Below are 13,923 nucleotides of genomic sequence, written 5' to 3'. Positions count from 1 at the left end.
TCCAGAAAAGGCTATTTTATGCGGGTAGCCCAGGCATCCATCTTGCGCTCCAGCACGGCCAGGGGCATGGCACCGCCAGCCAGCAGCTCATCGTGGAAGGCTTTCAGATTGAACTTCTTGCCAAGCTGCTTTTCGTACTTGGCGCGTAGCTCGCGCAGCTTGAGCTGGCCGATTTTGTAGCTCAGCGCCTGGCCGGGCATGGCCATGTAGCGCTCCACCTCGGCCGTGGCCCCCTGCTCGCTGATGAGCTCATTGGCCATCATGTACTGGATGGCCTGCTCGCGGGTCATGCCTTTGGTGTGCAGGCCCACATCTACCACCAGCCGGATGGCGCGGTGCAGCTCGCCGCCTAGCGCGCCGGCATACTGGTAGGGGTCGGTGTAGAGCCCCAATTCCTTGCCCAGGCTTTCGGTATATAAGCCCCAGCCTTCCATATAGGCGCTGTACTGGCTCATCTGGCGAAACTTAGGCAGCGCCTTGTTTTCCAGCTGCAACGCAATCTGGTAGTGGTGGCCCGGAATGGCTTCGTGCAGAAATAGTGACTCCATAGCCGGCTGGGCCACCGTGCTATATTGCGTGGCATCGAGAATGGGCACGTAAAAAATGCCAGGGCGCGAGCCATCAGGAGCGCCTGGCGAATACTGCGCGCTGGACGAGGCAGCGCGAAAGGCCTCCACCGGCCGCACTTCAAAGGGCGTTTTGGGCGTGCGGCCAAATAGCTTACTCAGGTTGGGGGCCATGCGCTGGTGAATAGCTTCGTAGGCGGCCAGCACGTCCTGGGGCGTTTTGAAGGGCCGAAACTTTGGCTCATCCCTCATATAAGCAAAAAAAGCCGGTAGGTCGCCCTGAAACCCAACCTGGGTTTTCACGGCCCCTATCTCGGCCTGAATGCGCTTGACCTCGCGCAGGCCGGTTTGGTATATTTCCTCCGGCGTTTTGGTGGTCGTGGTGTACGTCTGCACGAAGTACTGGTAGGCCTGCGCGCCGCCCGGCAGTGCGCTCAGGCCGGCCGTGGTGCGGGCCTGGGGCAGGTACTCGGTTTTGAGAAAGGTGGCGAGCTTCTGATAGGTGGCCGCCAGGTCGGTGGCAATGGCCTGCTGGTAGGCCGCAGTCAGGCGGGCTTTATCGGCCTCCGCGAAGCTGGCCGGCAACTTAGTGATGGGGCCGTAGAACAAACTTTTGGCGGGGTCGGCTACGGCCAGGGCCTCCAGCTGCGGAATAGTTTTGAGCACCAGCACCTTGGGCAATACCACCCCCGCCTTCATACCGGCCCGAAAATTGGCGATGGCCGAATCGGCCCACACCGGAAAGCCGTGGGCCCGGCCCAGCCAGTTGTCGTAGTCTTTCACTGTTTTGAAGGGCTGCGCCCCCGTGCCCGCCCCCAGCAGCGGCAGCGTATTGGGCAGGCTGAAAAACTGCGCGAAGGGCATCAGCCAGCTATTTTGTTGCAGCTCAGCCAGCTTGTCTGTCAGCAGGTACTCGAAAATGTCGTAGCTCACCCGGTCATCGGCCGAGAGCCCGGCGCGGTTTACCTTGCGTAAGGCGGCCAGGTGCTGCCTATACGACTGCCGCAGTTGCTGGCGAAAGGCATGGGTCTGGTCGTTGGGCAGCTGGTCGTTGTAGCGATTATCGCCCAGGAAAATGCCATCCAAGGGAAACAGCCGGGCCTGCTCCTCCGAGTACGTGTTGAACAAAGCTGCCAGCGGGGCCGAGGCCACGGGCTTGGCTGCCGCGCTGGTGACGGTGGCACTAGTTTTGGCGGGCGGTGCCTGGGCAGCCGCAGGTAGCCCGGCGGCCAGCCAGAGGCCAGCCGCTACGGTGGGTAGTAGTATTGCTTTCATCAGCAGTTAAGTGGGGGTTAGAAAATTCTGCACAATAACGACTAAAAGTTGGACAGTAACGATGAAGTAACTGCCCAAAAAAAGGAAAGCCCCGTCGCCGGGGCTTTCCTTTTCTAAAAACAGATAATTAGCGCTACTTACGCTTCGGGGCAGCCTTGGCACCAGCAGGCTTTTTGGCAGGCGCAGCGGCACTACTCAGCGGGAAGCCGCGCTGCTTCATCAGCGCATCTACCTTGGGGTCGCGGCCGCGGAAGGCGCGGTAGCCCACGGCCGGGTCCACGGTGTTGCCGACGGTATACACGTGCTGGCGTAGGCGAGCGGCCACAGCCTTATCATAGGGCCCGCCGGCCTCGGTGAAGGCACTGAAGCCATCGGCCGCCAGCACCACCGACCACAGGTAGGAGTAGTAGCCCGCCGAGTAGCCATCGCTCGAAAACACGTGACTGAACTGCGGCGTGCGGTGACGCATCACCAGCTCGTGCGGCATACCCAGCTCGGCCAGCGTCTCGCGCTCAAATTTATCGGGGTCGATTTTTTGGTCGCCAGCTAAGTGCAGCTTCATATCGACGAGGGCGCTGGCCAGAAACTCGGTCGTGGCAAAGCCTTCATTGAAGGTGCTGGCCTTGTTGATGCGGTCTACCAAAACCTGCGGAATCGGCTTACCGGTCTGGTAGTGCAGGGCAAAGCGGTTGAGCACTTCGGGCGTGGGCAGCCAGTTTTCGAGCAGCTGCGATGGAAACTCCACGTAGTCGCGCACCACGCTCGTGCCCGAGAGTGTGGGGTAGGTCACGTTGCTCGACAGCCCGTGCAGGGCGTGGCCAAATTCGTGAAACAGCGTGGTGGCATCGGTCCAGGAAATGAGCACCGGCTCGCCGTCCTTGCCCTTCACGAAGTTCGAGTTGTTCGACACAATGGTGGTCACGGGCTTACCGTCGAGGCGCTCCTGCTTGCGGTAGGCGTTCATCCAGGCGCCGGAGTTTTTGCCAGGCCGGGCGTAGGGGTCGAAGTACCAGAGGCCTACCTGCTTGCCGGTGGTTCTGTCGTTTACCTGCCACACCTTCACGTCGGGGTGATACACGGGCACGTCGGGCGCGGGTACAAAGGCAAAGTTGAACAGCTCGCCGGCCACCCAAAACATGCCCTCGCGCATCTTATCGAGCTGCAAGTACTGCTTCACCTCGTTTTGGTCGAGGTCGTAGCGGGCCTTGCGCACCTTCTCGGCGTAGTAGCGGTAGTCCCAGGGCTCGATTTTGAAGTCGGCGGGGGCGCCTTCTTTCTTGGCGAGCGCCAGCATGTCGGCCACTTCTTCGTGCACGCGGGCCACGGCGGGCTTCCACATATCCAGCATCAGCTGCATGGCGGCGTCGGGCGTTTTGGCCATCGTGTTGTCGAGGCGCAAGTGGGCGTGGGTCTTGTAGCCCAGCAGCTTGGCCCGCTCGGCGCGCAGCTGCAAAATCTGGGTAATAATAGCGTTGTTGTCGTGCGCGCCGCCGTTATCGCCGCGGTTCGTGAACATACGCCAGGCCTTTTCGCGCAACGCCCGCTGGTCGGAGTACGTCAAAAACGGGTCGATGCTGGAGCGGGTGTTGGTGATGACACCCGCCGCGGCTACCTGGCGCGTGGTGGCTGTGGTTTTGGCCGCTTCGCGTAGCGAGGCAGGCAGGCCACCTAGGTCCTTGTCGGTCTTTAAGACCAGCACCGAGTCGGCTTCGTCGGCCAGCACGTTCTGCGAAAACTTGGTGAAGAGGCCCGCCAACTGCTGGTTTATTTGCGAGAGCCGCGTCTTGGCCGGGGCGTCGAGCTTGGCGCCCGCCCGCACAAACGCTTTGTAGCGCACTTCTACTAGGCGCTGCTGCTCGGGCGTAAGCCTCTTGGTGGCGGGGTCTTTGTACACCGCTTCGATGCGCTTGAACAGCGCCGCGTTCTGCGAAATCTGGTCGCTGAAGGCCGCCATTTTGGGCGCCATCTCGGTTTCTACAGCGCCGAAAGCTTTGTCATTCAGCGTCGTTTTCCAGACGCCGTACTCGGCCTGCACGCGGTCGAGGGTGCCGCCGCTGCGCTCTAGCGCCACGATGGTGTTGTCGAAAGTGGCCGGCTTGGGGTTATTAGCAATAGCCGCGATTTCAGCTAGGTTTTCGGCCATCGCGGCCTCCAGCCCGGGCTTGAAATCGGCTACTTTTACTTTATCGAAGGCGGGCACGCCGCCGCGCGGGCCGCTCCAGGGCGCGAGCAGCGGGGCCTGATTGGTATGCAGCGTAACCGACGCGGTACCCGCTGCGGGCGATTGCGCCGAGCTGGTTAGAGACATAGAAGTTAGTGCCAGCCCTAGGGTAGCGAGAAACGCGGACCGGCAGTAAAAAGAAGAAAACAGCATAAAGGAAAGTAAATGGCAATCTAGAATGACGCCTAGGCTAGCGCTCCAGCTTGAAGCCAGGCTCGCGGGCAGGCGGCGCGGTGCGGTTGGCCACGGCCCAGCCGGTTAGGTACATCCACTGCGTCATGTGCAGCAGCTTGTTGTAGTCGATGCGCTGGGGCTCGTCGCGCGGGGTGTGGTAGTCTACGTGCAGCACCGAGGTGTACATGATGGCCGGAATACCTAGGCGCGCATACGGCAAGTGGTCGGAGCGGAAGTACCAGCCTTCGGGGTGGGTCGGCTTGTCCCACTCGGTATCAAGCTTGAACTTGGGGCCAGCTTGGTTTGCGGCCAGAGCCGTTTTCACGAGGTCCGACGAGTTCATATGGGGCCGCGTCGAGCCCAGCAGGGCGGCGCTATCGGGGGCATTGCGGCCCATCATCTCGGCGTTGAGCACGGCCACTATGGACGCCTGCGGCACCGTGGGGTGGGCTGAGAAGTAAGTCGAGCCTAGCAGCCCACGCTCTTCCGACCCCTGGTACACGAACAGCGCCGAGCGGCGAGCCGGCTGCTGCTTGAAGGAACGCATAATGGCGAGTAGCGCCGCGCAGCCGGTGGCATTGTCGTCGGCACCGTTATAAATCGAGTCGCCAGCAATAGGCGCGCGCACGCCGTCGTGGTCCTGGTGCGTGCTGAAGAGGACGTATTCTTTTTTCAGTTGCGCGTCGGTACCAGGCATCTTGGCCACGATGTTCACGGACGGATACTGGAAGCTTTCTACCTGCAGGTTGGCGGTGAGTTGCTGGCCGGCCTGCTGCACCCAGCTGGCGGCACCAGCGGGCAGCCAGATGACGGGCGGCGTGCTCACCACCCGGGTACTGGCCGCGCCCGGCAGGCTGTAGCGCCCGCGCTCGTAAATGTGGCTCCAGTGGTCGTAGAGGGCCTGTTGTTTCGGGTCCGACACAAACACTACGGCCACCGCGCCGGCCTTGGTCAGCTCGCCTGCCTGCCCGGCAAACTTGCCAAACACGTAGCGCCGGTAGCTGATGCCATCGGTGGGCGCGCCCGCAATTTGCACAGCTACGGCCTTGCCTTTCACGTCAACATTGGCCAGCTCGGCGGGCGAGCCGGTGCCCACGTACACCAGCGGCGCGTTTATGTTGGCGTTGGTGGGCGCCGTCACCGCACCGTCTTCGTTTAGTTTGATTTCGTGGCTGCCGATGCGTAGCGTGCTGCTTTTGGTGAGGCGTGTGCGCTGCAGGCTAAACCACTGAAAGTAGGTGCCATCGTCGCCGGCTGGTAGCATGCCAGTGGCCCGAATCTGGTCGGCCAGCCACACTGAAGCCTTCAGTTCGTCGAGCGTGCCGCCCTCGCGGCCTCGGAAATGGTCGCCTGCCAGCGCAAACAAGTCACGCTTGATATCCGCTTCTTTAATGGCGCCGATGGCATTGCCCGCGGCGGCAGGCTTGGCGGCAGTAGCCGGCTTGCGCTGGGCCTGGGCAGCCAGGGGTAAGCTCAGCGCTACTAGTAAAGATAGTGTATGCTTCATATTCAGGTGTTAGAGGGGGATTTCTGCAATGTTAAGCAGTAGTTGACCTGGTTGCTTACCAACCCGGTAGCTTACACTAAAAGAAGTTGCTACTGGATTTTTCCAGACCCCGCGCAACCTCTTCCGTTCATCCTCCACCCTTGCGCCGCCAACATCCGCCGTGCTATCCGGTTAGCCACTCGCCTACCTCTCCTCTTCCATGAACATCGGCATTGTTTGTTATCCTACCTTCGGCGGCTCCGGCGTGGTGGCCACCGAGCTAGGCAAAGCCCTGGCCCAGCGCGGCCACCGCGTCCACTTCATCACCTATAGCCAGCCGGTGCGGCTCGACTTTTTCAACGAAAACCTCTTCTACCACGAGGTGTACGTGCCCACCTACCCGCTTTTCCAGTTTCCGCCCTACGAGTCGGCGCTGGCTAGCAAGATGGTCGACATCGTGCAAAACGAAAAGCTCGACGTGCTGCACGTGCACTACGCCATTCCGCACGCCTCGGCGGCCTACCTAGCCAAGCAGATTCTACGCTCTAGGGGCATCACGGCGCCCGTGGTCACTACGCTGCACGGCACCGACATTACGCTAGTGGGCAAGGATGCCAGCTACGAGCCGGTGGTTACGTTCAGCATCAACCAGAGCGACGGCGTCACGTCGGTATCGGCCGACTTGCGACGCGAAACCTACGAATACTTCCCGGTTGAGCACAAGATTGAAGTTATCCCCAACTTCATCGACCTGCAGCGCTTTAAAAAACAGGAAAAAAGCCACTTTCGCACGGCTATCGCGCCTGATGGCGAGAAGATATTGCTGCACACCAGCAATTTCCGCTCGGTAAAGCGCGTCGAAGACGTGCTGCGCATTTTTGCCGGCGTGCGCCAAGTTCTGCCCGCCAAGCTGCTGCTGGTGGGCGACGGCCCCGACCGCACACGCATGGAAAAGCTGGCCCGCGAGCTCGATTGCCAGCGCGACGTGCGCTTCCTAGGTAAGCTTGAAGCTGTAGAGGAGGTCTTAAGCGTCAGCGACTTATTCTTGATGCCCAGCGAAAACGAGAGCTTCGGCCTGGCCGCCCTAGAGGCGATGGCCTGCGAAGTACCCGTGGTGAGCACCAACGCCGGCGGCATCCCCGAGCTGAACGTGCACGGCGTAACCGGAATGCTCAGCAACATCGGCGACGTGGACGACATGGTGAAGAATGCCCTCTACGTGCTCGACGACGAGAATCTGCCGCGCTTCAAAGCTGCTGCCCGCGCCCGCGCCGAGGAGTTTGCCGTGGGTAACATCGTGCCGCTGTATGAGGACTGCTACGAGCGCGCCATGCAGCTAGCGCTGCAAGCCAGCTAGGTACAGTTACTCTTTAACTAAACTAAAAACTGTCATGCTGAGCTTGCGAAGCATCTTATCACGGTTGAGCCAACCTAACTTGATAAGATGCTTCGCAAGCTCAGCATGACAGTTTTTAGTAAGAAGTATATCTCTTTTTAAAGTAAAATATCGGCTACTTCCTGCCAGCCGTGCACGCGGCGGTAGCCGGTGACGAGCGCGTTGTGAGGCGCATCGAATAGCAGCCCTTCGCCGCGAAAATGCTCGAAATTATAGGCGTTGTCGTCGATGAGGTAATTGGCGTTGAGAATGCTTTTATCGCCGCAGAACACGTAGTTGGGCCACGGAATAAAGTCGAAGTGCTTTTGCAGCCACTGGTATTTATCGAGAAAGGAATTGGGAAATTCCATCGCAGCCGTGGCAATAAATAGCTCGTAGCGCTCAGACAAAGCTTTGATTACCCGTTGGCTGTCCTTGATAACGGGCAGGTCGCGGAAGAAGCCTTCGGCGTTGGGATAAGCGCGCAGGGCTGGCTGGTGCTCGGGGGCTACCACGTCGCGCGGGTTTTTGCCGTGCAACGCTTCTAGCGTCAGTTCTAACTGAAAATCACGGCCGTACCATTCTTGGAAGCGGGCAATGGAATCAGCCATTACCTCGTCCATGTCGATGGCAATTCGTTTCTTAGTCATAGGTTCTCTAACTCGGAAAGCGCGTCCTAGGTTGGAAGCGCCAGCTTAAAACAGCCGGGCTGCTTCGCGCTTCACCACGTCGAGGGCGTGGGCGGTGGGGTCGGCAGCGTCGGTCATGAGGCCTTCTAGGATGCGCTTGGCCAGCTCAGTGCCGCGCAGCTGGCCGGGGTTGCTGAGACCGTGAAAAGCGCGATTTATCATCGTCAGCACGTTTTCCTTGGCTTGCTTTACCTGGTCCCAGGCTTCGGGTGTGATGTAAAGCTGCTGCGAGAGATTATGCTCGAACTCGGCCCGGATTTCCTGCTGCAACAGGCGATGGTAGTCAGCCGCCGTTTGGCCGCCGCTGCCCAGCCGCACCAAGATATTATTGGGCGAAATGCGCTCCAGAAACAGCGTTACGCGTTCATAGGCTTGTAGGCGCAGCGGCAGGGTAGTTTTGCTGGTGTCGAGGCGCAGCTCGATGAGGCGGCGCTGCTGCTCTTTTTCGAGGTATTGGCGGAAGAGCAGGAAGATGGCCCCGGCCACAATGATGGCCGGTAAGATAGTTTTGAGTAAATCGAAGAGATAGGTAGTACTGTCCATAAAAGAGCGATAAGCGAGGGCTTATCAAACTAACGAGTAAGTAAGGAGTTGGTTAGGGGTAGCAAGCTAGGCAAAGGTCGGTGATGGCCCAAGTTCAGCTACGCAAATCAATCAAACTTGCGGCGTGAACCGTCGCTTGGTTTCTACTGTTTTACTGACAGCGCAAGAGCTTTCCGCTGGCGTATATTTGTCTTATCTACGTTCTTACTAAATCAGCACCGTTATGGCTATCGCCACCCAAGTTGCGCCTATCGGCCTCACGCCCCGCGCTTTAGTTGAAGTTAAAAATATCATTCAAGAGAAAAGTGTACCGGCCGACTATGGCCTGCGCATTGGGGTGCAGGGCGGCGGCTGCTCGGGCATGAGCTATTTGCTCGGCTTCGACAAAGCCAAGGACAACGACGAAATCTATGACCTCGACGGCGTGCAGCTCATCATGGATAAGAAACACGCCATGTATGTGCTAGGCATGGAAGTCGACTTCCAAGATGGCCTCAACGCCCGCGGTTTTACGTTCAACAACCCCCAAGCTAAGAGCACCTGCGGCTGCGGCTCGTCATTCTCGGCCTAGGTTCAATTTCCGCATTAGAAGTATCTAAAGCCTCTGCCCTCGGGTAGAGGCTTTTTTTGTGCAAAGGCTAGCGAAATTCTCTAAGCAAAACTCCGCTCAGTTGAGGTACACGCCCCAGCGTTTGCGCGCTGCTAAACTCAGCGTAGGGCAACTCAACTACAATAACAGCGAGGTTTTAACAGCTCTCAAAAGCAGGCCAACTTTTTACAGTAGCAAACAAGATTAAACATAGTATTAATAATATGTTTTGACTAATTTTACTACTCGCTGGTACGCTTGCGCTTGCTTTCCTTTTTCGTCGCTAAGCTTATGAAATCCTGTTGGTCGGTGTGGTTTTTGCCTTTTACTCGTCAGCTCGCGCAGCTGGCTGAGGTTATTGTAGAATTGGAAAAAGCGGGCCTCAACCTGCACGCCCACCGACACCCCGATGAGGCGCGGGGCGCGGGCATTTTATTTATGGATGCGGCTTCGTCGCTATCCCAAATCGAAGAAACGCTGGCCGACGTGCGCCGTACGCCGGGCACCAGCGTGCTAGCTGTGAGCCTAGGGCGGCTGCCCGGCCCCAGCACTTGGGCACTGCTGCGCAGCGGCGTGGCCGACGTGTTTTCGTGGGTTGATGTGGAGAACCCCGTGGCAACTGTGACGGACCGCCTGCGCTACTGGCAAGACCTAGACACCAAGGTGGCTGACTTGCAAAGGCGCTTGGTGGGCAGCAGCTCGCGCTGGCGCGACACGCTACGCCAGGTAGTTGACATGGCCATGTCGAGCTGCCAAGTGCTGATAACTGGTGAGAGCGGCACTGGCAAAGAGCTAGTGGCTAGAGAAATACATCAGCTCGACACCCGCCCCACCAAGCGCGACTGCGTGGTAGTGGACTGTACGAATCTCATTCCGGGCCTATCGGGCAGCGAGCTGTTTGGTCACGAAAAGGGAGCGTTCACCAATGCCATCAGCACCCGCGACGGGGCGGTGGCGCTGGCCCACGAGGGCACGCTATTTTTGGATGAATTGGGCGAGCTGCCGCTAGCCTTGCAGGCCGAGCTGCTACGCACCTTGCAGGAAGGCACCTATAAGCGCGTGGGCAGCAACACGTGGCGGCACGCCCACTTCCGGCTGGTGAGCGCCACCAACCGCGACCTGCTGGCCGAGGTGCAACGCGGCACCTTCCGACAAGATTTATACTACCGCGTGTCGGGCTGGACCTGCCAGCTGCCGGCCCTGCGCGAGCGCCGCGAGGACATTGTGCCCCTGGCGCAGTACTTCTTTGCGCAGCTGCGCGGCCCGCGCCAGGTGGTTGACAAGCAAGTGTATGACTTTTTGCTGCTGCGCGACTACCCCGGCAACGTGCGCGAATTGCAGCAGCTCATCACCCGCATTGCCAGCAAGCACCCCGGCGAGGGGCCCATCACTATCGGTGATATTCCGCAGGCCGACTGGCCCGATTTTGCCTGCCTAGGTGCCCCCACACCCACCAGCACCGACCTAGAGGCCGGCGTGACTTCGCTGCTGAACCAAGGCCTGGGCTTGAAGGAAATCAAGGACCAGGTAACTGAAATTGCCAAGCAGGTGGCCATCAGCCACGAGCAGGGCAACCTGAAGCTAGCCGCCCTGCGCCTGCGGTGCAGCGAGCGCATCTTACAAATGCACCAGCGCGAGGAGCCGGCCGGGCAGCTGCGGCTGAACTAAGTATGTATGTATAAAATGCTTGTCATTGTGAGGAGGCACGACGAGGCAATCGCACCCGAACGGCTCGTTTTGGTGCGATTGCTTCGTCGTGCCTCCTCGCAATGACAGTTTTTATATTTCAGCCCTCGCCGCCCACTAGCCACGGGTCGCGCCATTGCTCGGCAGTAGGCGCAGCGGCCACGGCCACGCGCCGCCCAGCCCCCTCTCCTACTGCCGACCGCACGCGCCCGATGAGGCGCAGCAGATTACCCGACGTTACCTTTTGAAAGTCAACCTCATTCAGATGCAGGGCGTAGATTTTGCTTAACTCCACGCCGGGGTGCAGCCAGGGGCCATCGGAGCCGAAAAGGAACTTACTGGCGCCGGCCCGCGCTACGGCACGCTGCAAAATGTCGAAGCGGCGCACGCCGGAGGTATCGGTGTAAATGTTGGGGCAGCGCACCAAGTAGTCGATGAGGGAGGTTTGGGCGCGCCAGTCGTCGGAAAACGACCCTAGGTGCGGAATAATGAAGTTGACGTCGGGATACTGCGTGGCCAGCAGGTCGACCACAGATGTTTCGCCCACCACGTCGTAGAGCACGGGCAGCCGAAAAGCGCGGGCCACGTCGCACACCTCGCGGCTGATGCGGGCGTCGTAGCGGTGCAGCTTGATGCCCACGAAGCCGTATTCTTCCACGGCAGTGCGCACCAGGTCGAGCACCCGGCCGCGGTCGCGCTGGGCATGCACGAAGGCGAAGCCGTAGAACCGCTCGGGCTGCTGCCGCACCAGCTGGGCCACCTGGCGGTTGGCCACAGCATAGTCCGAGTGGAAGGCCGCAAAAATGACCGTGCGCTGAATACCCGCCTCGTCGGCCCAGGCCAGGTAGGGGCGCAGAGGCGCATCGGTGTCCCAAGGGCCGGTGAGGCCGTCGCCGCGCCCGGCGTGGCAGTGGCTGTCGATGAGGAGCATAACGGGCCTAGGCTAGGCACTACGCGTGATGCCTACTACAGCAGCCATGTCACTGCCTGGGGCCTGCGTAGGCAGCGGCTGGCCCGGCGTCAGGATGGCCTTTAGCTGCCAGGGCGTAAGTGACGGGTTGCCAGCTTTCAGCTTGCCGATTTGCCGCAGCAGCTGCGCCGCACGGCGCAACGCGGGGTCGAGGCGGCTGGAGGTGCTGCGGATGCTCTCGCGAAAGACAATTATCGGGGGGGCTAGGGTAGTAAACGGCGGCGCGGCTGAGAGCAGCAACGCCGCATCGTCGGTGGGCTCGAGTAGTTCCCACCAGTTGCCACCGCGCGTACGGGCCCATTTAGCGGGTTCTAGCTGATTGACAATGTAAATACCCCGCACTCGCCCACTGCGCACACCGCCCACTAGCTCGTTGCCATCGACGCGGGCGGCAGCGTCGGGACTGCTCATCAATCGCTGCAAGCTGTATTGTGCATGCACGTCTATGCGCTCGTGCATCACTAGCGTTTCTTGCTCCAATTCCAGTTCGCGCTGGCCTAGCCGTAGTCGGCGCGAGCTTGGCGGGGCGTTGTCGTCCACAGTCTGCTGCCTTTTGCGGCGCTGCTCATCGGCTTGCGCGGTAGCTTTGGCCATATCGTACACCGGCTTTGATACTACTTGCGGCCCTAGGGTCAGCGCGCCAGTCAGCAAGGCGGCGCGGCCTAAGTCTTTGGTACGCTGCCACCAACCTTCGTCCTCCAGTTCGCCTTCGAGCAATATATCATCGAGCAACGGTGTAGTGGCGGCCGGGTACCTGGGCAGGCCAGAGGTCCCAAAGCCATAATCCGCAGCCTCGCCTCGGCTGCGTATCCGCAGCTTGTCGGCGAGTTGGTACTGCCCTAGGTAGCGGTTTAGTACGCGGCGGCAGTTATTGCATAATGGCTCCCCGGTGAGCAGCAAGATGCTCTTAAGCTGCATAGGGAAGCCCGGACGGGCCGCCGCCATGCGGTTGAACCACTGCATAAACTGACGCTCGGGATGCTGCGCGCAGCCGTGGGCGTAGCCGGTGCGCGTGCGGCGCAGAGGCACGCGTAGCACGTTGCCCACCTTGGGGTAGAGAATGGCCAGCGCGGCTGGTGGGGCCACGCGGGCGGGGCTAGTGCGCCGAGCGGGGGCGTAAGTCAGGTTCATGATAACGAGCTAAAAGAGTCGAAGAAGAAAACCAATCTGGCTGGCGGCGCACCGCCTGGCCTAGCACAGTTGCCACCCGCACGATATCGGCCGGCGAGTGGTCGGCGCGCAGGCAAAAAGCGATTTCGGGTACGCCTGGCCGGTGTTCGCCGGCCAGCAGCAGTGTATTGATACCAGCCTGGCGCAGCTGCTGGTGCAAACTCAGGGCGGCAGTGGCACGCGTGGGTACCAGCTTTTGCACCGGAAACCAGCCGCCACCCGGCCGCAGCCCTAGGTGCCTCAGCGCTGCCCGAAACTGACCGATGCGCTGCCCCAGCCGAAACCGGGCGGCCTCGCCGTGGCGGGTATCGAGGCGTAGCGCCTGCGCGGCAGCCCAGGCGTGCCACGCCGACACTGGGCTGGTGTGCACCCGCGTATCGGAGCAGTGCGCGAACTGCCGCAGCCGAGCCGCCCGGCCCGCCAACACAGCTACCGGCACACCGAGACCTTTGGCTAGGGAAGTGATGGTCAGCAACTCGGGGTCAGTCGTTGCCTCATCCAAGCCGGCCCAGGCCAAGCTGCCACTCCCACCCTGCCCTAGGGGCTGGGTAGCTATGGGCTGCCGCCCAAGCACGCCAAACGCTTGAGTATCATCAAGCAGCAATATGGCACCTAGGCAGCCAGTTAGCGCAGCGTAGTACTGCGCCAGCGGTGCAGGGCCGCGGCCAGGGTGGTAGCCATCGGCCACGAGCCAGGGCGTGCGGCCCTGCTGCTGGTAGGCGCATAGTAGCTTCTGCAGATTTGCCACCCCATCGAAGCGCACTACCGGCAACCCGCGCAGCCGCGCTTGCTGGCTACCCCACTGCCCCACCGGGTACAGGCGCCGCTCTAGTAGCAGCACGCCGTTGGTGGGCATTAGCCGAAATACGTCGTGGAATAAGTGCAGCGTAGAGGGTGCCAGCACGCCAGCTTCTAAGCCCTGCCGCCGTGCAACCTCCTGCGCCACTTGCCAGGCTTGGTCGGCTTCACCTAGGGCGGCGGGGCGGCCGGTGCTCAGCACGAGGGCCGGCGGGGGCGGCAGCACCCTAGGGCCGAGGTAGAGCGCAGAAGTGAAGTCGGGCATTGTAATAGAGTGGCGTAATTAGGCTGGTGTTCTCGCTGGGCGTAGTACCCCACCCCCAGCTCCTCCCCTCCGGGAGAGGGGGGCCTGACGTTGGAATGAGCAATTGACAATGAACA

General features: G+C 60.6%; 11 protein-coding genes. 3 read left to right on the top strand and 8 right to left on the bottom strand.

Annotated features, from left to right (window positions below):
* Nucleotides 1-11: 11 nt before the first annotated feature.
* The 3 genes from FNT36_RS20485 to FNT36_RS20475 form a co-directional block, all read right to left on the bottom strand.
* Nucleotides 12-1,841 carry a DUF885 domain-containing protein gene (locus FNT36_RS20485; protein ID WP_144851556.1) on the bottom strand — a complete coding sequence of 610 codons (1,830 nt, stop codon included), beginning with the start codon at nt 1,839-1,841 and terminating at the stop codon, nt 12-14.
* Between the two features lie 133 nt (nt 1,842-1,974).
* Nucleotides 1,975-4,149 carry a M3 family metallopeptidase gene (locus tag FNT36_RS20480; RefSeq protein WP_144851554.1) on the bottom strand — a complete coding sequence of 725 codons (2,175 nt, stop codon included), beginning with the start codon at nt 4,147-4,149 and terminating at the stop codon, nt 1,975-1,977.
* 103 nt (nt 4,150-4,252) lie between these two features.
* A complete protein-coding gene (locus FNT36_RS20475) occupies nt 4,253-5,743 on the bottom strand; it encodes a M28 family peptidase (RefSeq protein ID WP_144851552.1) in 1,491 nt (496 codons plus the stop codon).
* A 199-nt stretch (nt 5,744-5,942) separates the two neighbouring features.
* Between FNT36_RS20475 and bshA the strand changes: the two genes are divergently transcribed.
* Entirely contained in the window at nt 5,943-7,079 is a 1,137-nt protein-coding gene (gene bshA / locus FNT36_RS20470; RefSeq protein WP_144851550.1) for an N-acetyl-alpha-D-glucosaminyl L-malate synthase BshA, read from the top strand.
* A 137-nt stretch (nt 7,080-7,216) separates the two neighbouring features.
* Here the strand turns inward: bshA and FNT36_RS20465 are convergent, their stop codons facing one another.
* A complete protein-coding gene (locus FNT36_RS20465) occupies nt 7,217-7,747 on the bottom strand; it encodes a 5' nucleotidase, NT5C type (protein WP_144851548.1) in 531 nt (176 codons plus the stop codon).
* Between the two features lie 45 nt (nt 7,748-7,792).
* The gene (locus FNT36_RS20460; RefSeq protein ID WP_144851546.1) at nt 7,793-8,329 is read right to left on the bottom strand and encodes a DUF7935 family protein; all 537 of its coding nucleotides are present in this window, start codon (nt 8,327-8,329) and stop codon (nt 7,793-7,795) included.
* A gap of 223 nt (nt 8,330-8,552) precedes the next feature.
* Here FNT36_RS20460 and FNT36_RS20455 point away from each other — a divergent pair, with 223 nt between their 5' ends.
* Together FNT36_RS20455 and FNT36_RS20450 are read left to right on the top strand one after the other, a co-directional pair.
* Entirely contained in the window at nt 8,553-8,900 is a 348-nt protein-coding gene (locus FNT36_RS20455; protein ID WP_144851544.1) for a HesB/IscA family protein, read from the top strand.
* A gap of 309 nt (nt 8,901-9,209) precedes the next feature.
* Nucleotides 9,210-10,586, top strand: coding sequence for a sigma 54-interacting transcriptional regulator (locus FNT36_RS20450; RefSeq protein WP_144851542.1), 1,377 nt, complete (start codon nt 9,210-9,212; stop codon nt 10,584-10,586).
* A 118-nt stretch (nt 10,587-10,704) separates the two neighbouring features.
* Here FNT36_RS20450 and FNT36_RS20445 read toward each other — a convergent pair whose 3' ends face one another.
* From FNT36_RS20445 to FNT36_RS20435, 3 genes are read right to left on the bottom strand one after another with little or no spacing between them, the layout of a single operon-like run.
* Nucleotides 10,705-11,535: an amidohydrolase family protein gene (locus FNT36_RS20445; RefSeq protein WP_144851540.1), complete on the bottom strand. Its 831-nt coding sequence runs from the start codon at nt 11,533-11,535 to the stop codon at nt 10,705-10,707.
* A gap of 12 nt (nt 11,536-11,547) precedes the next feature.
* Nucleotides 11,548-12,705 carry a hypothetical protein gene (locus tag FNT36_RS20440; RefSeq protein WP_144851538.1) on the bottom strand — a complete coding sequence of 386 codons (1,158 nt, stop codon included), beginning with the start codon at nt 12,703-12,705 and terminating at the stop codon, nt 11,548-11,550.
* Nucleotides 12,671-13,807, bottom strand: a complete 1,137-nt coding sequence (locus FNT36_RS20435; RefSeq protein WP_144851536.1) for an aminotransferase class I/II-fold pyridoxal phosphate-dependent enzyme — start codon at nt 13,805-13,807, stop codon at nt 12,671-12,673. Before FNT36_RS20435 ends, FNT36_RS20440 begins: the two co-directional genes overlap by 35 nt.
* Nucleotides 13,808-13,923 lie beyond the last annotated feature (116 nt).

It is taken from the genome of Hymenobacter setariae, assembly GCF_007713685.1.
GTDB lineage: Bacteria > Bacteroidota > Bacteroidia > Cytophagales > Hymenobacteraceae > Hymenobacter > Hymenobacter setariae.
Note: the sequence above shows the minus strand (reverse complement) of the source record. Positions and strands in the feature narration are given on the sequence as shown.

Bases quoted from the DNA above. Each gene is read 5' to 3' on its own strand.
- FNT36_RS20485 (WP_144851556.1), bottom strand. From the start codon at position 1,841: ATGAAAGCAATACTACTACCCACCGTAGCGGCTGGCCTCTGGCTGGCC.
- FNT36_RS20480 (WP_144851554.1), bottom strand. From the start codon at position 4,149: ATGTCTCTAACCAGCTCGGCGCAATCGCCCGCAGCGGGTACCGCGTCG.
- FNT36_RS20475 (WP_144851552.1), bottom strand. From the start codon at position 5,743: ATGAAGCATACACTATCTTTACTAGTAGCGCTGAGCTTACCCCTGGCT.
- bshA (WP_144851550.1), top strand. From the start codon at position 5,943: ATGAACATCGGCATTGTTTGTTATCCTACCTTCGGCGGCTCCGGCGTG.
- FNT36_RS20465 (WP_144851548.1), bottom strand. From the start codon at position 7,747: ATGACTAAGAAACGAATTGCCATCGACATGGACGAGGTAATGGCTGAT.
- FNT36_RS20460 (WP_144851546.1), bottom strand. From the start codon at position 8,329: ATGGACAGTACTACCTATCTCTTCGATTTACTCAAAACTATCTTACCG.
- FNT36_RS20455 (WP_144851544.1), top strand. From the start codon at position 8,553: ATGGCTATCGCCACCCAAGTTGCGCCTATCGGCCTCACGCCCCGCGCT.
- FNT36_RS20450 (WP_144851542.1), top strand. From the start codon at position 9,210: ATGAAATCCTGTTGGTCGGTGTGGTTTTTGCCTTTTACTCGTCAGCTC.
- FNT36_RS20445 (WP_144851540.1), bottom strand. From the start codon at position 11,535: ATGCTCCTCATCGACAGCCACTGCCACGCCGGGCGCGGCGACGGCCTC.
- FNT36_RS20440 (WP_144851538.1), bottom strand. From the start codon at position 12,705: ATGAACCTGACTTACGCCCCCGCTCGGCGCACTAGCCCCGCCCGCGTG.
- FNT36_RS20435 (WP_144851536.1), bottom strand. From the start codon at position 13,807: ATGCCCGACTTCACTTCTGCGCTCTACCTCGGCCCTAGGGTGCTGCCG.